Here is a 17,807-nt window from a genome sequence, read left to right on the forward strand (position 1 = left end):
ACACGCTGCATGTGCCGCCCTCAGCCCTCAGGTCAGCCCAGCTCAGCCCTCATCCAGCGTCCAGGCGAAGGCGTAGCCGTCGAGCTCTTCGCGGATGGCTTGCTGCGCCTGCGGCGAGGGCTGGCTCAGGCGCACCCGCACGTCCAGGCCGCGCTTGCCGCCTTCGCTGGCCTGCACCTGCAATTGGCCATCGCCGCTGAGCTCGCGCAGCGCCGGCTCCAGCAGGCGCACGGCGGCCTCGGCCCGCAGCGCGGGCTTGTAGGGCTTGCCCACGGCGGTCACGGGCAGGGCGTCGAGCACGTACATGGCCTTGGGCCAGGCCGGGCGCTCGGCGATGTGCTGCTGGGCGTAATCCTGCAGGGCGGCCAGGTCGGTCTGTGGCTCGCGCAGCACCAGGAAGACCACCGGCAGCTCGCCGGCGTAGCGGTCGGGCTGGCCAACGGCGGCGGCCGCTTCCACGGCCGGGTGGTTGGTGAAGGCCTGCTCGATCATGGCCGGGTCGATGTTGTGGCCGCTGCGGATGATCAAGTCTTTGCTGCGCCCGGCGATGAACAGCCGGCCCTGCTCGTCCAGGTAGGCCAGGTCGCCGGTGTTGAGCCCGCCTTCCTCGAACACGCCGGCGTTCTGGCTGGGGTCGCGGTAGCCGGGCGAGACGTTGGGCCCGGTGACGAACAGCACGCCCACCTCGCCGGGCGCGCAGTCCTCGCCCAGGCGCCCGTCGGCCAGGCGCTGGCGCACCCGGATCTGGCTGCCGGCGATGGCGCGGCCCACGGAGCCGGCCGTGGGCGGCACGCGGGCGTCGTCCGAGGCGGTGACGCCGCCGGTCTCGGTCATGCCCAGCAGCTCGTAGATGGGCTTGCCGGTGACCTGCGCAAAGCGTTGCGAGACCGCCGCCGGGCACAGCGCCGCGCCGGTGACGCCGCAGCGCAGCGTGTCGATGCGCGCATCGACGGGCACGGCCAGCACCGAGGCCATGGCCGTGGGCACGGCCCCCAGCACCGTGACCTGGTAGCGCTCGACCATGCGCCAGATGTTCTGCACCATGGCCGGGTTGCGAAAGCCCAGCGGCGAGAGCATCAGCACGTTGGCGCCGCGCAGGAAGAAGGCCAGGCTGCAGGCGATGCTGCCGCCGACGTGAAACAGCGGCATGCCGTTGGTGATGCAGTCCTGCGGGCGCACGTCCAGCAGCTCGGTGCCGCCGCGCGCGGCGCTGAGCTGGTTTTCGTGGGTGTGGGCCACCAGCTTGGGCAGGCCGGTGGTGCCGCCGGTGTGGAAGTAGGCGATGGGCTGCTGGGCATCGGCCACGGGGGTGAACTGCAGCTGCTCGCCGGGCTGCTGCGCCAGCGCCGCGCCCAGGTCCTGGATGACTGCGCCCTCTGCGGCCTCGTCCATCGGGCCTGCCGGGCCCAGGCACAGCAGTTGCAGGCCGGGGATGCGGCGCTGCACGTGCAGGCTTTTCTGCCAGACATCGGGCGCCAGCGCGCCGACGGTGACCAGAATGCGCGCGCCGCTGCCGCGCACCAGCTCCTCGATCTGCTCCTCGGTCAAAAAGGGGTTGAGCGGCACGGCGTAGCCAGCAGTCTCCGCGCCCCAGAGCACGAAGTGCGTCTCCACCACCGAGGGCAGCAGATAGGCCACGCCAACGCCCACCCCGCCGCATTGCACGAACAGGTTGGCCGCCTGGGTGATGCCGGCGAGCAACTCGCGGTAGGACACGACGCGCGCCTGCTCTTGCTCGCTGCCGTCGCGCACGAAAGTCAGCGCCGGGCGCTCGGGCATGCGCTGGGCAACGTCTTGCAGGGCGCTGTAGATGGTGGCGGGGGGAGGGGTTGCGGGCATATGTGTCTCCTTCTATTTCACGCAAAGGGGCGATTGTGCGGGAGTTCTGCGGCCTTGCCGGCAGCTGCGCCCGGGCGGGCTGTCGCCCATTTGCCGCCTTGGTGCGCCGATGGGCCAGTCCGATGGCGGTTTGCGCCCGGCCCGCAGCCAAGCCGCTACAATCGCCGCAACCGCCCAAAGCACAGAGAGTGGGCGCATTTTTTGCGATGGAATACGACACCGCTGGATGGCAACATCCGGCGGTGCATTTTTTTGGAAAGAGAACTGCCCAATGACGACGACCCTTCCCATCACCAAGCGCGGCGCTGAACTGCTCAAGGCAGAGCTGCACCAGCTCAAGACGGTGGACCGCCCGGCGGTCATCAACGCCATTGCCGAGGCGCGCGCGCAAGGCGACCTGAGCGAGAACGCCGAGTACGACGCGGCCAAGGACCGCCAAGGCTTCATCGAGGGACGCATCAAGGACATCGAGGGCAAGCTGGCCGCCGCCCAGGTCATCGACCCCAGCGCGCTGGACGCTGGCGGGCGCGTGGTGTTTGGCGCCACCGTCGAGCTGGAGGACGAGGACAGCGGCGAGCGCGTGCGCTACCAGATCGTGGGCGAGGACGAGGCCGACATCAAGCAAGGCCTGCTCAATGTCTCCAGCCCCATTGCCCGCGCGCTGATCGGCAAGTCCGAGGGCGAAGTGGCCGTGGTCAATGCCCCAGGCGGCGAGAAAAGCTACGAAATCGTCGCTGTGCACTATCAGTGAATGAGTGGCCCGGCCACACCGCTTCAAGGAGGAGTTCCATGTCCACATTGCGCCATGTGCTGCTGCAGCGCCTGCCGGTGATGGCCGCCGCCCTGTGGTGGGGCGGGCTGTCGGTGGTGGGCTTTCTCAGCGTGCCGCTGCTGTTTGCCAACCTGCCCGCAGCCCAGGCTGGGCAGGTGGCGGCCAAGCTGTTCACGGCCATGACTTGGTTGTCGGTGGCCTGCGGCATGCTGCTGGTGTTCTTGCTCAAGCCCGCACGGGGCGGTGATGGCGCGACGGCAGGCGCTGCAGCAGCGCCCGCGCCGCTGGCCTGGACGGGCTGGGCCCTGGCCGGTGTGGTGCTGGCGCTGCTGGTGGAGTTTGGCATTGCGCCGCGCATCGTCGCGCGCGAGAACCTGGCGTTGTGGCACAACCTGGCCACGGCCTTGTACGTACTGCAATGGCTGTGCGCGGCCGTGCTGCTGTGGCGCCTGGGCGGGCGTCGCTGATGCGGCCGCGTCTTGCAGGGATGAAAGCACTGGACTGAAACCAAAACCCTGAAACCAAAACCGCAGCGCCATGTCGTCGAGCCTGAATTCACTTTCCTCTCCAGCCCGTCTGCCCATGCAGCAGGTGCTGCTGTGCGGCGCGCTGGTGGTGACCCTGTCCATGGGGGTGCGCCACGGTTTTGGCCTGTGGCAGCTGCCCATCGTCACGGACATGGGTTGGTTGCGGCAGGACTTCTCCAACGCCTTGGCGATTCAAAACCTGGCCTGGGGCTTTTTCGGCATCTTCATCGGCATGGTGGCCGATCGCCTGGGCGCTTTGCGCGTGCTGCTGGCCGGCGCCGTGTGCTACGCGGCCGGGCTGCTGGGCATGGCCTATGCCAGCAGCCCCTGGATGTTCGCGCTGTTTGCGGGCATGCTGCTGGGCTTGGCGCAGGCCTGCACCACCTATGCCGTGGTGTATGGCGTCATCGGGCGGCAGATCCCGATGGAAAAGCGCTCCTGGGCCATGGGGGTGACGGCTGCGGCTGGCTCCTTCGGCCAGTTTCTGATGCTGCCGCTGGAGGGCTGGCTGATCACGCAGCTGGGCTGGCAACAGGCCCTGCTGGTGCTGGCCGTGGCCGTGCTGGGGATTGCGCCGTTGGCCCTGGGCCTGCGCGAGCCGGGCTTTCGCCGCCGTGGGCCAGCCCAGCCGGCGCTTGTGCCCGCGGCCCAGGGCGAGCCGCAAACCGTGGCCCAGGCCCTGCGCGAGGCGCTGTCGCTGCGCAGCTTTCAGCTGCTGACGCTGGGGTATTTCGTCTGCGGCTTTCAGGTGGTGTTCATCGGCGTGCACATGCCCAGCTATCTGAAGGATTTGTCCATGCCGGTGCATGTGGCCACGTATTCGCTGGCGCTGATTGGGCTGTTCAACGTCTTTGGCTCCTACCTGTCGGGCTGGCTGGGGCAAAGCATGCCCAGGCGGCACATCCTGGCCTTTATTTATTTCGCGCGCTCTGTGGTCATCAGCGTGTTTTTGCTGGCGCCGCTGAGCAGTGCCAGCGTGTATCTGTTCTCGGCCGTCATGGGGCTGCTGTGGCTCTCGACGGTGCCGCCCACGAACGCCACGGTGGCGCAGATCTTCGGCGTGCGCCACCTGTCCATGCTGGGCGGCGTGGTGTTCTTCAGCCATCAGGTGGGCAGCTTCATGGGCGTGTGGCTGGGCGGCTACCTGTATGACCGCACTGGCAGCTACGACATCGTTTGGTATATTGCCATCGCCCTGGGCGTGGTCGCCGGGCTGATCAATCTGGCCGTCGATGAGCGCCCCGTGGCGCGCCCTTTGCAAGCGGCGCCAGCAGGGGCGTGATGCCCCAGGGCCTGGCCGTCAAGACTTTTGAAACCTTTGCAGCAGAGCCCATGCGCAAACCCCGGCTTTCCCACTTACTGACCCTGGCGGGCCTGCTTGCATTGCTGGCCCTGGCGTTCTGGCTGTATGCCCGCCCTGGGCTGATGGTGTATTTGGCCGAGCAGCTGTGGGCCTGCTTCTGAACAGGTCGTTACCAAGGCGCTGATCCAGGCAGGCGGCGGCGCCCATCACGTTCGACCATCACGCTCTAGAATCGCGCTTTCTTTTTTTGCGCGCCTCCCAACAAGCAATTGACCTATGGCTTCTTCTTCCCCATCCGTGCTCTTGACGGGCAGCATCGTGGCCCTGATCACGCCTCTGAACGAGGATGGCAGCGTCGATTACCCCGGCCTGCGCAAGCTGATCGACTGGCACATCGAACAGGGCACGGACTGCATCGGTGTTGTGGGCACCACAGGCGAGTCGCCGACGCTGACTTTCGATGAGCACCACGAGGTCATCCGCGTAGCGGTCGAGCATGCGGCCGGGCGCGTGCCCATCATGGCCGGCTGCGGCGCCAACTCCACGGCCGAGGCCATTTCACTGGCGCGCTATGCGCAGCAGGTCGGCGCGCACAGCCAGCTGCAGGTCGTGCCCTACTACAACAAGCCTACGCAAGAGGGGCAGTACCAGCATTTCCGCGCCATTGCCGAGGCCACGCCTGAGTTGCCCATGTTCCTCTACAACGTGCCAGGGCGCTCGGTGGCCGATCTGCAGCATGAGACCGTGCTGCGCCTGGCGCAAATCCCCAGCATTGTCGGCATCAAGGAAGCCACCGGTGATCTGGCCCGGGCGCAATGGCTGATCCGCGATGTGCCCGAGGGCTTTGCCGTGTTCTCCGGCGACGACCTCACCGCCGTGGCGCTGATGCTGTGCGGCGGCCATGGCAACATCAGCGTGACGGCCAACGTCGCCCCTGCGCTGATGAGCCGCCTGTGCAAGGCCGCGCTGGCCGGCGACGTGCAGCAGGCCAATGCGCTGCAGCGCCAGCTGCTGCCGCTGCACAAGGCGTTGTTCCTGGAGGCCAACCCCATTCCCGTCAAATGGGCCATGCACCGCCTGGGCCTGTGCGGCCCGACGTTGCGCCTGCCCATGACCGAGCTGAGCCAGGCCTTGCAGCCCACCGTGCAAGAGGCCCTTCGCGCTGCGCAGCTGCTTTGAGTGGCCCTCGCGTGGCGGCGTTGCTGCCGCCTCTTTCTCTTCCTGAACCCATTGCTGGCATGACTCGCATGACCCGTTCGACCGCTTCGACCCCCCGGCCTCTGCAGGCCGCCTCGCTCAGTCTGGCCGCCGTGGCCTTGCTGCTGTCGGCTTGCTCTTCGCTGCAGGGCGACAAGATCGATTACAAGAGCGCCAAGCGCGGCACCTCGCTGGAAGTGCCGCCGGATTTGACCCAGCTGTCCACCGATACGCGTTATGCCGTGCCTGGCGGCCCTGTGTCGGCCAATGCGCTGCTGGCCTCCCAGGTGCGCCAGGGGCAGGGCGAGCGTGTTGCCGGCGACAGCGTGGCCGACGTGCGCATCCACCGCGATGGCAATGTGCGTTGGCTGAGCGTGCCGCGCACGCCCGATGCGCTGTGGGAGCCGGTGCGCCAGTTCTGGGTGGACAACGGCTTCGTGCTGACCATGGACCAGCCGGCGCTGGGCATCATGGAAACCGACTGGGCCGAAAACCGCGCCAAGCTGCCGCAGGACTTCATCCGCAACACCCTGGGCAAAGTGCTGGACTCGCTGTATTCAACCGGCGAGCGCGACAAATTCCGCACCCGCATGGAGCGCCGCGACGACGGTGGCACGGACATCTACATCACGCACCGCGGCATGGTCGAGGAATTCACCGACCGTTCGCAGGAGCGCACCATGTGGCAGCCGCGCCCCTCCGATCCAGAGCTGGAGACCGAATTCCTGCGCCGCCTGATGGTGCAGCTGGGCGTGAGCGAGGAGCAATCGCAAGCCATCGCCCAGCAAAGCCAGCAAGAGGGCGGCGTCACCGCTGGCAGCGCCGGTGGCGCAAGCCTGGTCGAGCTCGGCGGCGTGCCGGCCCTGCAGCTGGACGACGGCTTCGAGCGCGCCTGGCGCCGCGTCGGCGCGGCGCTGGATCGCACCGGCTTCACCGTCGAAGACCGCGACCGCTCCCAAGGCCTGTACTTCGTGCGCTACATCTCGCCCGAGGCGCGGCGCGACAAGCCTGGCTTCTTTGGCCGCATGCTGGGCCAATCGTCCAGCGTCCCGGCGCCGGTGCGTTACCGCATCCTGGTGCAAGGCCAGGGCCAGCGCTCGCACGCCATTGTGCAAAGCGAAGCCGGCGCCGCCATGGCCGCGGCCGAGGCTGGGCGCATCCTGCAATTGCTGCACGAAGACCTGCGTTGACGTTTTCAGCGCCGGCCTTGCCGTCATCGCCATCATCGCCCAGCCCGCGCCAGCCACTGCGCTTTCGCAGCCTGGCCAGCGGCAGCGCCGCCAATGCCACGCTGGTGCAAGGCTGCGATGGCCAGGGCGCGGCCATGACCGTGCTGATCGACTGCGGGCTGACGCAGCGCCAGCTTGCCGCCCGCTTGCAAGGTGACGGCTTGCAGCTGCGTGACATCCAGGCCATCTTCGTCACCCACGAACACTCCGACCATGTTGGCCCCAGCTTCGAGCTGGCGCGCAGCCTGGGCATTCCGATCTGGTCCAGCTATGGCACCTGGCAGGGCGCGGGCTGCCCCGATGCCGGCGACCTGTGGCGCGTGGCCTGCGATGGTCAGCCCATTGCCTGGGGCGCGATGCAGGCCACGCCCTTTACCGTGCCGCACGATGCGCGCGAACCGCTGCAGCTGTGCATCCGCCAAGGCCAGGCGCGCCTGGCCCTGCTGACCGACCTGGGCCACGTCACGCCCCATGCGCTGGCCCATGCCGCGCATTGCCAGGCCCTGCTGCTGGAATTCAATCACGAGCCCGAGCTGCTGCAGCAATCGCGCTACCCGCCTTTCCTCAAGCGCCGCATCGCCGGGCCGCGCGGCCACCTCTCCAACGCTGCGGCCGCGCAGCTGTTGGCCCAGGTGCTGCACGCTGGCCTGCGCCACGTGGTCGCAGGCCACCTGAGCCAGCAGAACAACTGCCCACAGCGCACGCTGCAATGGATGCGCCAGGCCGTGGGCGAACACCCAGTGGCCCTGCACATTGCCACCCAGGAGCAGGGCTGCGATTGGATCGAGCTGGACGCGGGCGGCGCGCAGCAGGAAGCTGCCGCCAGCATCCATGCCGAGCCCGCCGGTGTGCAAGCTTGAGGGCGGCCTCCGAGCACGCAGGGCCTATCACGCCTTGGCGCAATGCAAGCGCAGCATCAGCGTCATTGGGTGCTGGGGCGATTGCCGAAAGCCGTAATGCAGATAGAACTGTTTGGCGCGCTCGTGCAGCGCATGGACGAGCAGGGCGCGCACGCCCGCGTTTTGCGACACCACCATGGCCCTTTGCACGGCATCCTGCAGCAGAGCCGCACCGAGCTGCAGACCCTGGGCACGCCGGTCAACGGCCAGTCTGGCCAGCACCATCACGGGCACCGGGTCGGGCATGTTGCGACGCACGCTACTGGTGGCTGCCTGATGCGAGACCGCACCTGCGGCCATGGCGTAGTAGCCGCAAACGCGCCCGTGCGCATCGGTGCCGACAAAGCAGCGGCTTGCGCCGCTCAAATGATTGGCCAGTGCCCTGCGTTTGAGCCATGCATCCAGGCTGTCCTCGCCGCAGGCAAATTCGCCCAGGATGTGGTGCGCCGCAAGTGGTTGCGGTGCGCTCAATGCCATGCTCATGCCCAGTCTGTGTGCCAAGGCGCCTGGACTGCCATGAGGCGCTCCAGCCCTGGATTGGGCTCGGGCGGCGCATCGAGCATGTCAATGAACTGCTGGAACTGGTCGGCATCCAGGCTGAAGAACACCTGATCCAGGACAACGGCCTGGGCGCGTTCGCAGGCCGCTTCGAGCATGAAGTCCGAACGATTCTTACCCAGCAGCCGGGCCGCGTGATCGATCAAGTCGCGCTGTTCGGGCAAGGCTCGCAGATTGATGGCGGCGTCGCGCATGGCTCCCCCTCTTTTGCATACACAATGGCTATACGGATTGTGATTTGGCGTGTAGCTATTGTCAATGCGAAGCGGTGCCCTGTGCGCTCAGTGCGAACGCCAAAGGGCTGCTCACAACGGCCTCATGCCTTGCTGGTTTTGGATGCGCAAAGCACGCCTGTGTCGGCGCGCGCCATGTCCAGGGCTTCGCAGGCGGCAACGACGTTTTGCACCGTGTGCTGGCTTTCCCGCGAGAGGCGCAGATAGGTCTGGAGCATGCGCTGATCGGCCAGGCCGAGTTCATAGCCAACGGCAGCCTTGGTCGGCATGCGCGCAGTGCGTTGCATGGGCAAAAGCGCTGGTTCGGCCCCCAGCAGCAGGGCCTCGGGGGTGACGCGCAGCCAAGCCGCGAGAACACGCAGCTTGTCCTGCCGGGGCAGGGAAATGCCCATCAACCAGTTGCGCGCGGCATGCACGGAGATGCTGCGCCCCCAATAGCGCAAATTGAATTCGTGAGCGACCACAGTAGGAGAGGCGGGAATTCCCGCCTCTTCCAATGCCTGACGCAGCCTTTGTGCAAAGGCCTGCGCTTCTTCCGACTGACGCTTGTCATCGCTCTTCATCGAATCGATGTTAGCGAGAGCTGCAAAAGCAAATTTAAGTAATACTAGAAAAATTATCTAGTTAAAATACATTTCGCTCAAAGTTCAAAAGCCTTCCCATTCGCTTGGCAAGTCATTGAGCACATTGATTTTTCCATTCCGACCTTCAGGAGAACCGATGATCGCTTTGTCTTTTTCTTGCAAGCGCCTGATCGCAGGCGCAGCCTTGCTGAGCTGTGCCGGTGTGCACGCGCAGCTGGCGGTGACTTCGCCAGCCTTTGCTGCCGACACCGTCATTCCAGATCCATTCACATACAACCTTGCTGGCCAGTGCAATGGCAGCAACTGGTCGCCGCCGCTGGAGATCACGGGCATTCCCGCTGGAACGCAGCGCCTGGCCATCGAGATGCGCGACCAAACCGCTCCATGGCTGCACTGGAAGGTGTGGGACATTCCAGTACCGGCGGCGCAAACCAGCCTGACCCTGCCCCATGACGCTGCGAGCAACTACAACAGCAGCAGCGCCCAGAACGAATTTGGCACGTCTGGCTACGGCGGCCCCTGTCCGCCGACGAATGCGGAGCACACCTATGTGTTCAAGGTGTACGCGCTGACCACGGCCGTTGGCAGCGGCGAGCCCTCCAGCTCTGACCTGGCTGCGGTGCCAGCCAACCAGCAGGCGTCTTTGCAGGGCAAGCGGGCGCGCAACAGCAGCCAGCCCTGGGCGCCGCCAAGCCTGCCTGGTATGCCGCAAAACCTGCAGGCAGCGCCTGGCGATGGCCAGGTCGTGCTGTCTTGGGCAGCGCCGATCACGGGCAATCCCAGCAGCTATACCTATACGGTGTCAGTGGATGGCGCGGCTTACCCTGGCTGCACCGGCATTACGGCGCGGACCTGTACCGTGACGGGTTTGACCAATGGGACGGCTTATGACTTTGCTGTGACCGCGCGCAACACTGTGGGGGAGGGGCCGGCGGTTACCCGCAACGGCGTCCAGCCAGGCCAGGCAGCTGCTACGCCTGCCGGTGCCACGCCGGTGCCCACTCTGGGGCAATGGAGCGTGTTGCTGCTGGGATTGGCCTTGGCCAGCCTGAGCGCATCTTGGTTGCGCAGGCGTCCACATTGAGCATTTTTTAATTAAAGCGCGTCATGCACCTTGCGCTCCAGTCAGAGCGCAAAGTGCATAATCCCTAGTCTTACAGCCCCAAAGTCCTGCTGGCAAAGCCGATGCTGCTGCGGTTTTCCAGCCATTCCTGAGCCTGCTCGCCCACTTGCTGGGCCAGGGCCGGATCATTGCCGTAGATGCCGGTGAAGAAGTCGGGGTTGCTCAACCAGATGCTTTGCCTGCCCGCCAGCGCGAAGCTGGGGGTTTCGCGCGTGAATTGGCGCGCCACTTTGCGCCCTTGCACCACCGTATCCCAGCGGGTGCGCCAGGCCACAAAGCGCGGTTGCTGGCGGATCAGCGTGTCGAATTGGTTGGCGATCAGGATCAGTTGGCGCTGTGGGCGCAGCCAATCCTGCAGTGCGTCCAGCAGCGGGGCGCTGGACAGCGGCCAGCCGGAGAAGTCCGGGCTGCAGCAGATGATGCGCGGGCAGGCCTGCTGCTCGGCCGTGCGCAGGAATTTCTCCAGCGTTTGCTGCCATTGCGCAATGCCGCTGATGGCGTAACGCTCGGTGTGGGGGGCGCTGGCTGGGGTGGCGGCATCGGCGTTGGCGTTGGCGGCCTGGGCTGGCGCTGCTGCGCGGTGGTGTTGCTCGTGCTGCATGGTTTCCCTCTTTCTGCGTGATGCTGCGCTTGGGGACAAGTATCGCCCAGGGCCTGAGGCCTGTGCTCGAAATCCTTGCGCCGCGCTCCAGGGTTGGGCAGTCTGCTGCGCCTGCAAATTTGCGCCTTGCAGCCATCCCAAACTGGGCCGTGCGCCATTGACGATGTTGAGCACAGGCGCTTGGCACGCTCAAGGCATGAAGAACAGCCAGCCCTGTTCGGCCCATTCCTGCAGAACGCCCTGGGCGCCAGGGCTGAGGCGTTGGTATTGCGCCTGCGCCAGCCAGCGCGTGTCGGCCAGTTGACGCAGCAGCGCGGCGTCGCGCCCGCCGATGCGCCAGCTCTCGCCGTTGACGTAGAGAAAGCGCTCGTCGTAGAGCATGCGGCTCTTGCGCCCGAGGGCGATGCCGGCCTGCCCCTGGGCCGGCGGCAGCGGGGCGTCGTCGCCTTCAAAGACCACGCTGGGGTGCGGTTCGCTGAGGTATTCGCCCAGCAATTGCTCGATGGCATGGGGCTGCTGCAAGCGTCGTAGCATGGCGTCACGCGCAAATTGCTGCATGGCTGGCGGAATGGCGCCGGGTTGGGCCGTGGCCGGTTGCCCTGCATCACGGTAGAGCACGGCGGCGTGGGCGTTGCTGCTGGCGGGCGTGTCCTCATCCCAGTCGGGTTCGGCCAGGCGTTCGAGCAAGGTGGCGGCCAGCTCACGGCGGCCTGGTGAGCGAAAGCCGATCGAGTAGGTCATGCAGCCAGGGCCTTCGGCAATGCCATCGTGGGCGTAGCGCGGCGGCAAGTACAGCATGTCGCCGGGTTCGAGCAGCCATTCCTGCTCGGCCTCGAAATGCTCCAGCAGGCGCAGTGGCACGCCTTGTTGCAAGCGCAAGTCCTTTTGCTTGCCGATGCGCCAGCGCCGCCGCCCTTGTGCTTGCAGCAAAAAGACGTCGTAGCTGTCGAAATGGGGGCCGACGCCGCCGCCGTCACTGGCGTAGCTGATCATCAGGTCGTCCAGTCGGGCCTGCGGGATGAAAGCGAACTGCTGCTGCAGCGCGTGGGCTTGCGCGTCGTGCAGATCCACGCCTTGCACCAGCAACGTCCAGCCCGGACGCGATTGCGGCGGCAGCTGGCGCCGGCTGAAGGGGCCGTGGCGCAGGGCCCAGCCGCGCGCGGTCTGTGTGATCAGACGCGACTGCACGGCCTCGCTGGCGGCCAGGGCGAACAGCCGCTGGGCATCGACCGGGGGCGTGAAGGAGGTGATGGCCTGGCGGATCAGCAGCGGCTTGCGCTGCCAGTGGCTGCGCATGAAGCGCGCTGGCGTCAGGCCGCCAAGCAGGGCCAGAGGGGTATCAAGAGCAATCGGGGACATGGCAAAGAGACTGGGGAAGCGGTTCAAAATCCCTGCAAGATCTTGAACAGGCTTTCAGGAAGGTCTGGCAGGCAAGGGCGGCAAAACTGCGACAATCGCCCGCCATGGAAATCATGAACAACACCGTAGTGGCGCTGACCTGGACACTCAAGGACAGCCTGGGCGAAGTGCTGGACGAGCTGCGCGAGCCGGTCGAATTCTATGTGGGCGGGCAGGACTTGCTGCCCAGCATCGAGCAGGCTTTGCTGGGCCAACGGGCCGGCGCAGCGCTGAATCTGTATCTGGAGCCCGAGCACGCCTTTGGCGACTACGACGAGGCTCTGGTATATCTGGAAGCGCGCGCGCTGTTTCCAGCCGAGTTGGAGGAGGGCATGGTGCTCGAAGGCAACGCCCTGCCGCCGGGCGCGCAATCGGATGCCCCGGCCGATGCGCTGTTGACCGTGACCGAGCTGTACCCGGAGCACGTCGTGCTCGATGGCAACCACCCTCTGGCGGGCATTGCGCTGCAGCTGGCGCTGAAGGTGCACAGCGTGCGGCCCAGCACTGCCGATGAACAGCGCCTGCAATCGGCTGGCACGGGCTTTTTCCGCATCGCCCCGCAGGAGCCGCCCTTGCTGCACTGATTCCATTCACGGCTTGTCGCGCGATTGTGTGCACGTTTTTTTGTGTGGCAGTGGCGCAAAAAAATGCCAGCGGCCCTTGCGGGGCGCTGGCATTGTCGTTTCAGCGGGCTTTCTTGCTGGCGGGTATCAATCCTCGCCGCCGAAGATGCCCAGCAGGCCCAGCAGGCTTTGGAAGATGTTGTAGAGGCTCAGGTACAGCGACAGCGTGGCCGAGATGTAGTTGACCTCGCCGCCATCGACGATGCGCTTGAGGTCATACAGCAGCCAGAAGCTGAACAGAACGATGGCCACGGTGGAGGTGGCGGCATACAGCGCGGTGGACTGGAACACGAAGATGTTCAGCAGGCCGGAGATCAGCAGCACGATGGCGCCGACGAACAGCCACTTGCCTGCGCCGTCGAAGCTGCGCTTGGTCGTGCTGGCCACAGTGGCCATGGTGGCGAACACGCCTGCGGTGCCGGCAAAGGCGGTCATCACCAGTTGCGAGCCATTGCTCATGCCCAGCACCACGCCCAGCAGGCGCGAGAGCATCAGGCCCATGAAGAAGGTAAAGGCCAGCAGCAGCACCACGCCCAGGCCTGAGTTCTTGGTTTTCTCGATGGCGAACATGAAGCCGAACGCGCCTGCCAGGAACACGATCGCGCCCAGGCCGCCCGAGAGCGCCGCCGTCATATTGGTGGCCAGGCCAACGTAGGCACCCAGAACCGTCGGGATCATCGACAGTGCCAGCAGCCAATAGGTGTTGCGCATGACGCGGTTGCGCTGTTGCGTGGCCGCCTGGTAGTGGGCGCTGCCGTTGTAGGAATTGAAGGAGGGATTCATGCGGATGACCTTTCTGTCAAGCTGCAAGGGATGGAACGTGGGCTGCGACAATCCGCTGGCGCGCAAGGGGTGCGCGGGCGGTGCGAGCAGATTGCGGCGGATTCTAGCGGCAGCCCTGGCTGCTGGGCGCTCTGACAGCGCATTTCCCCGCAGATCGAATGCTTTTTGCAGGCATTGCCGCTGTTTTTGGCGGTTTTGATGGGTGTTTGCCTAAAGTGATTGATGGGCGAGGACAGTGGCAGGGGGCTGGCTGCTCATCGCGCTGCGCAAACGTCTGGCCCGGCAGGCGCTCGCCCCGCTTTGGCGGCTTGTGTGTTTGTTGCCAATGCTCGATCAATTGTGACAAATTGGGGCTGATCTGGAGTGCAGGCTGGCTCGAAGTAGGCACAATACCGCCCTCGCAATGTGGCCATTGCAACCCGACTCACCACGAAAGTGTGTTCAAGGAGATCTGGAGTGCTGATCAAAAGCCAGAAAGACTTTTTCTCGGGCCTGATGTTTTCCATCATCGGCGTGACGTTCGCAGTGGGCGCCAAGTCCTACTCGATTGGCACGGCTGCGCGCATGGGGCCAGGCTATTTTCCGCTGATGCTGGGCATTTTGCTTGCGGCCCTGGGGGCGCTGATCATGCTCAATTCCGTGCTGCGCCGCAACGGCCCGCCCGATGGCGATCCGGTGGGGCGCTGGGCCTGGAAGCCGCTGTTTTACGTGCTGGCGGCAAACTTTGCGTTCGGCATTTTCCTGGTGGGCCTGCCCAAGCTGGGCTTTCCCTCGTTCGGGCTGATGGTGGCAATCTACGTGCTGACCATCATCGCCAGCCGCGCGGCGCACCAGCCGTCATTCAAGACCAGCCTGATCCTGGCGACGGTGCTGGCGGCGGGCAGCTACTTTGTATTCATCAAAGGCCTGGGGCTGGTGCTGCCCGTATGGCCCAGCTTCATCGGTTGAGCCAGCGGGAGTGCATGCATGACTGAAATGATTGACCACCTGGCGCTGGGCTTCAGCGTCGCCTTCACCGCCCAGAACCTGCTGTATGCCTTCATCGGCTGCCTGATGGGCACCTTGATCGGCGTGCTGCCCGGCCTGGGCCCGGTGCCGACGATTGCCATGCTGCTGCCCATCACCTATGGGCTGGAGCCCGTCTCGGCGCTGATCATGCTGGCGGGCATTTACTACGGCGCGCAGTACGGCGGCTCGACCACGGCCATTCTCGTCAACCTGCCCGGTGAATCGGCGGCCGTGGTGACCGTGATCGACGGCTACCAGATGGCCAAGAAGGGCCGCGCCGGCCCGGCGCTGGCCGCCGCGGGCATCGGCTCGTTCATCGCCGGCTGCTTTGGCACGCTGTGGATTGCGGCCTTTGCCGTGCCGCTGACCAAGGTGGCCTTCATGTTCGGTCCGGCCGAATACTTCTCGCTGATGGTGCTGGGCCTGATCGGCGCTGTGGTGCTGGCCTCGGGCTCGCTGCTCAAGGCCATCGCCATGATCGTGCTGGGCCTGCTGCTGGGCATGATCGGCACCGACATCAACTCCGGCGTGGCCCGTTATTCGTTGGGCGTCCCGGAGCTGACCGATGGCATCGACTTCGTGGTCATCGCCATGGGCGTGTTCGGCTATGGCGAAATCATCGCCAACCTCTCGCGCCCGCCAGAGAACCGCAACATCATCACCACCAAGGTGCGCGGCCTGATGCCCACGGCCGAGGACTTCAAGCTGATGTTGCCGGCCATCCTGCGCGGCACCATGCTGGGCTCCATGCTGGGCATTCTGCCCGGCGGCGGCGCGCTGCTGTCCTCCTTTGCGTCCTACACGCTGGAGAAGAAAACCAAGCTCAAGCCCGGCGAGGTGCCCTTTGGCCAGGGCAACATCCGCGGCGTGGCAGCGCCTGAGTCGGCCAACAACGCCGGCTCGCAGGCTTCGTTCATCCCGCTGCTGACGCTGGGCATCCCGCCCAATGCCGTGATGGCGCTGATGGTTGGCGCCATGACCATCCACAACATCCAGCCCGGCCCCGAGGTCATGACCAGCAACCCCGAGCTGTTCTGGGGCCTGATCGCCTCGATGTGGATCGGCAACGCCATGCTCATCATCCTGAACCTGCCGATGATCGGCGTCTGGATCAAGTTGCTGACCGTGCCCTACAACTGGCTGTTTCCCTCCATCGTGCTGTTCTGTGCGCTGGGCGTGTACACCACCAACAACAACGTGTTCGACATCTGGATGGTGGGCATCTTCGGCTTCGTCGGCTATCTGTTCCACAAGCTCGCGGTCGAGCCCGCGCCGCTGCTGCTGGGCTTCATCCTCGGGCCGATGATGGAGGAGTACCTGCGCCGTGCGCTGCTGCTCTCGCGCGGCGACTGGTCCGTGCTGGTCACGCGCCCGATCTCCGCCGGCCTGCTGATTGCAGCTGCACTGCTGCTGATCATCGTGCTGCTGCCATCGATCCGCAGCAAGCGCGAGGAGGCCTTCGTCGAAGATTGATGCAATGCCGAACGCCATGCCCACCGCCCAGCCCGCTTCGTTGACGATCCTCACCGGCGCCTCGCGCGGCCTGGGCCTGGCCATGGCGCGGCAACTGCTGCAGCCCGGCCAGACCCTGTTGACCATGGCGCGCCAGCCCCATGCTGGCCTGGTTGCCGAGGCCCAGCGCGCTGGCGCCAGGCTGGAGCAATGGACCGTTGATCTGGGCGAGCCGCAGCAGGCCGCGCAGCGCCTGCAGGATTGGCTGCGCAGCCAGCCGGCGGGGGCTTTTGGCGTGGCCACGCTCATCAACAACGCTGGCGTGATCCCGCCCATTGCACCGCTGCGGCGCAGCCAGCCGGCGGCCATGGCGCAGGCGCTGCGCGTCGGGCTGGAGGCGCCCATGCTGCTGAGCGCAGCCTTCCTGGCCGCCACCCAGGGCTGGGCCGGGCAGCGCAAAATCCTCAACATCTCCTCCGGCCTGGGGCGCCGCCCCATGGCCTCGCAGGCCCCGTACTGCGCCGCCAAGGCCGGGCTGGACCACTTCACCCGCTGCCTGGCGCTGGAAGAGGCCGCCACGCCGCAGGGCGCGCAGGTCTGCGCCCTGGCGCCGGGCGTGATCGACACCGACATGCAAACCCACCTGCGCAGCGCCGCCGCGCAGGACTTCCCCGATCTGCCGCGCTTTGCAGCCCTGAAAAGCCAGGGCCAGCTCAGCAGCGCCGAGGACACGGCGCGCCGCATCCTGGCCTACCTGCAGCGCCCCGATTTCGGCCAGCAACCCATTGCCGACATCCGCGAAGTGGCCGCTGGCGGCGCAGGCTGAAGGCCGCTTTCACGATTCGTTTTGCAAAGAGGCGCTGCTGGCCGCGCCCGATGCGTCGCCGTGTGCATCGGTACACCTGGGGCAGTGAAGTCGAAGCGGACCTTGACGGTAACGCGCGTTATGTCAACAATGCCTCATGCTGCCCACCGTCATTGAAGCTGCCGAATACCAAGCCCGCGTCGTGAAGATCCTCTACGCCGAGGAACGCGAGCAATTCAATGTCTGGATCGCCCAAAATCCGCTGGCCGGTGATTTGGTCGTGGGCACGGGCGGAATGCGCAAAGTGCGCTGGGCTACCAGTGGCAAGGGCAAAAGTGGTGGCGCACGCATCATTTATTTTGAAATGCTGGCAAGCGGTGTGGTGGTGCTGTTGACGATTTATGCCAAATCAGGGCGTGAAAGCCTCTCGGCCGCTGAGATTGGCATCAAACGGAAAAAAGCGGGCATTTGATTTTCAATCAAGGAGTATGACCATGGGCCAAAACCGTGACGGCTTGCAGGTGGCCATGCAGGCGCTGAAAAAGCTCGATGTGGATGCGCTGGTTGCCGCCGCCGAGCGCGATGCAGGCCACCCCATCCCTGGCCTGCGCCAGGGATTGATGGATGCGCGCAGCGGCAATTTCGCCCAGGTGCATACCCCTGAACAGCTGCAAGCGGCCGCACGCAAGCATCAGGGCGCATACGAGCAACGCAAACTCCAGGCGGGCAGCATGCGCATTCCCGGTGGCCTGCTCTCTGCCGAGGCAGCCCGGGCCTTGCAAACCTTGCTCGATCGTGGCGCTCCATCGAAAGCGGCCGCCATCAATGCGGCGCTGATTGCCGCTGCGCAACGCGCTGCCCAGGTCTGAGTCT

Annotated in this window: 21 protein-coding genes; 14 read left to right on the plus strand and 7 right to left on the minus strand. The window is 65.7% G+C overall.

All coding sequences use genetic code 11. The features are described from left to right. Positions 1–42 precede the first annotated feature (42 nt). Positions 43–1,839 carry an AMP-binding protein gene (locus tag CK620_RS10445; RefSeq protein ID WP_095550242.1) on the minus strand — a complete coding sequence of 599 codons (1,797 nt, stop codon included), beginning with the start codon at positions 1,837–1,839 and terminating at the stop codon, positions 43–45. A gap of 271 nt (positions 1,840–2,110) precedes the next feature. Here CK620_RS10445 and greA point away from each other — a divergent pair, with 271 nt between their 5' ends. The 7 genes from greA to CK620_RS10480 all read left to right on the plus strand — a co-directional run bounded on the left by greA (position 2,111) and on the right by CK620_RS10480 (position 7,727). Continuing rightward, a complete protein-coding gene (gene greA, locus CK620_RS10450; protein WP_095538998.1) occupies positions 2,111–2,590 on the plus strand; it encodes a transcription elongation factor GreA in 480 nt (159 codons plus the stop codon). A 38-nt stretch (positions 2,591–2,628) separates the two neighbouring features. Continuing rightward, complete coding sequence (locus CK620_RS10455) at positions 2,629–3,078, plus strand: DUF4149 domain-containing protein (RefSeq protein ID WP_095550243.1); 450 nt, start codon at positions 2,629–2,631, stop codon at positions 3,076–3,078. Between the two features lie 70 nt (positions 3,079–3,148). Continuing rightward, positions 3,149–4,420, plus strand: coding sequence for an MFS transporter (locus CK620_RS10460; RefSeq protein ID WP_179290629.1), 1,272 nt, complete (start codon positions 3,149–3,151; stop codon positions 4,418–4,420). Further along, entirely contained in the window at positions 4,420–4,602 is a 183-nt protein-coding gene (locus CK620_RS10465) for a hypothetical protein (protein ID WP_095550245.1), read from the plus strand. The genes CK620_RS10460 and CK620_RS10465 overlap by 1 nt, the downstream gene beginning before the upstream one ends. A 115-nt stretch (positions 4,603–4,717) precedes the next feature. Then, positions 4,718–5,620, plus strand: coding sequence for a 4-hydroxy-tetrahydrodipicolinate synthase (gene dapA / locus CK620_RS10470; protein WP_095542402.1), 903 nt, complete (start codon positions 4,718–4,720; stop codon positions 5,618–5,620). Between the two features lie 68 nt (positions 5,621–5,688). Further along, positions 5,689–6,828 carry an outer membrane protein assembly factor BamC gene (bamC, locus tag CK620_RS10475; protein ID WP_095550246.1) on the plus strand — a complete coding sequence of 380 codons (1,140 nt, stop codon included), beginning with the start codon at positions 5,689–5,691 and terminating at the stop codon, positions 6,826–6,828. Beyond that, positions 6,825–7,727, plus strand: a complete 903-nt coding sequence (locus tag CK620_RS10480; RefSeq protein WP_238946097.1) for an MBL fold metallo-hydrolase — start codon at positions 6,825–6,827, stop codon at positions 7,725–7,727. Before bamC ends, CK620_RS10480 begins: the two co-directional genes overlap by 4 nt. A 27-nt stretch (positions 7,728–7,754) precedes the next feature. Here CK620_RS10480 and CK620_RS10485 read toward each other — a convergent pair whose 3' ends face one another. The 3 genes from CK620_RS10485 to CK620_RS10495 all read right to left on the minus strand — a co-directional run bounded on the left by CK620_RS10485 (position 7,755) and on the right by CK620_RS10495 (position 9,120). Continuing rightward, positions 7,755–8,249, minus strand: coding sequence for a GNAT family N-acetyltransferase (locus CK620_RS10485; protein ID WP_095550247.1), 495 nt, complete (start codon positions 8,247–8,249; stop codon positions 7,755–7,757). Continuing rightward, positions 8,246–8,518, minus strand: a complete 273-nt coding sequence (locus CK620_RS10490; protein WP_095550248.1) for a type II toxin-antitoxin system TacA family antitoxin — start codon at positions 8,516–8,518, stop codon at positions 8,246–8,248. The genes CK620_RS10485 and CK620_RS10490 overlap by 4 nt, the downstream gene beginning before the upstream one ends. Before the next feature lie 122 nt (positions 8,519–8,640). Beyond that, positions 8,641–9,120: a hypothetical protein gene (locus CK620_RS10495; protein WP_179290630.1), complete on the minus strand. Its 480-nt coding sequence runs from the start codon at positions 9,118–9,120 to the stop codon at positions 8,641–8,643. Between the two features lie 157 nt (positions 9,121–9,277). On the opposite strand from CK620_RS10495, the gene CK620_RS10500 reads away from it, so the two are divergent. After that, a complete protein-coding gene (locus CK620_RS10500) occupies positions 9,278–10,225 on the plus strand; it encodes a YbhB/YbcL family Raf kinase inhibitor-like protein (protein WP_095550249.1) in 948 nt (315 codons plus the stop codon). A gap of 70 nt (positions 10,226–10,295) precedes the next feature. Here the strand turns inward: CK620_RS10500 and CK620_RS10505 are convergent, their stop codons facing one another. Both CK620_RS10505 and CK620_RS10510 read right to left on the minus strand, forming a co-directional pair. Next, positions 10,296–10,865: a hypothetical protein gene (locus CK620_RS10505; RefSeq protein ID WP_095550250.1), complete on the minus strand. Its 570-nt coding sequence runs from the start codon at positions 10,863–10,865 to the stop codon at positions 10,296–10,298. A 189-nt stretch (positions 10,866–11,054) separates the two neighbouring features. Further along, on the minus strand, positions 11,055–12,215 hold the full coding sequence (locus tag CK620_RS10510; protein ID WP_095542429.1) for a JmjC domain-containing protein: 1,161 nt from the start codon (positions 12,213–12,215) through the stop codon (positions 11,055–11,057). Positions 12,216–12,328: 113 nt separating this feature from the next. On the opposite strand from CK620_RS10510, the gene CK620_RS10515 reads away from it, so the two are divergent. Then, complete coding sequence (locus CK620_RS10515) at positions 12,329–12,847, plus strand: FKBP-type peptidyl-prolyl cis-trans isomerase (protein ID WP_095550251.1); 519 nt, start codon at positions 12,329–12,331, stop codon at positions 12,845–12,847. Positions 12,848–12,973: 126 nt separating this feature from the next. On the opposite strand, the gene CK620_RS10520 is transcribed toward CK620_RS10515, so the two are convergent. Next, positions 12,974–13,669, minus strand: coding sequence for a Bax inhibitor-1 family protein (locus tag CK620_RS10520; RefSeq protein WP_095542395.1), 696 nt, complete (start codon positions 13,667–13,669; stop codon positions 12,974–12,976). Positions 13,670–14,125: 456 nt separating this feature from the next. On the opposite strand from CK620_RS10520, the gene CK620_RS10525 reads away from it, so the two are divergent. From CK620_RS10525 to CK620_RS10545, 5 genes are all read left to right on the plus strand, one after another. After that, positions 14,126–14,617, plus strand: coding sequence for a tripartite tricarboxylate transporter TctB family protein (locus tag CK620_RS10525; protein ID WP_095542394.1), 492 nt, complete (start codon positions 14,126–14,128; stop codon positions 14,615–14,617). Between the two features lie 18 nt (positions 14,618–14,635). Beyond that, positions 14,636–16,150, plus strand: coding sequence for a tripartite tricarboxylate transporter permease (locus tag CK620_RS10530; RefSeq protein WP_095550252.1), 1,515 nt, complete (start codon positions 14,636–14,638; stop codon positions 16,148–16,150). A 16-nt stretch (positions 16,151–16,166) separates the two neighbouring features. After that, on the plus strand, positions 16,167–16,955 hold the full coding sequence (locus CK620_RS10535; RefSeq protein WP_095550347.1) for an SDR family NAD(P)-dependent oxidoreductase: 789 nt from the start codon (positions 16,167–16,169) through the stop codon (positions 16,953–16,955). A gap of 136 nt (positions 16,956–17,091) precedes the next feature. Next, positions 17,092–17,406 carry a hypothetical protein gene (locus CK620_RS10540; RefSeq protein ID WP_095550253.1) on the plus strand — a complete coding sequence of 105 codons (315 nt, stop codon included), beginning with the start codon at positions 17,092–17,094 and terminating at the stop codon, positions 17,404–17,406. A gap of 22 nt (positions 17,407–17,428) precedes the next feature. After that, on the plus strand, positions 17,429–17,803 hold the full coding sequence (locus tag CK620_RS10545; RefSeq protein WP_143326062.1) for a hypothetical protein: 375 nt from the start codon (positions 17,429–17,431) through the stop codon (positions 17,801–17,803). The last annotated feature ends 4 nt before the right edge of the window (positions 17,804–17,807 follow it).

The organism is Vandammella animalimorsus, assembly GCF_002285285.1.
GTDB classification, from domain to species: Bacteria; Pseudomonadota; Gammaproteobacteria; order Burkholderiales; family Burkholderiaceae_C; genus Lampropedia; species Lampropedia animalimorsus.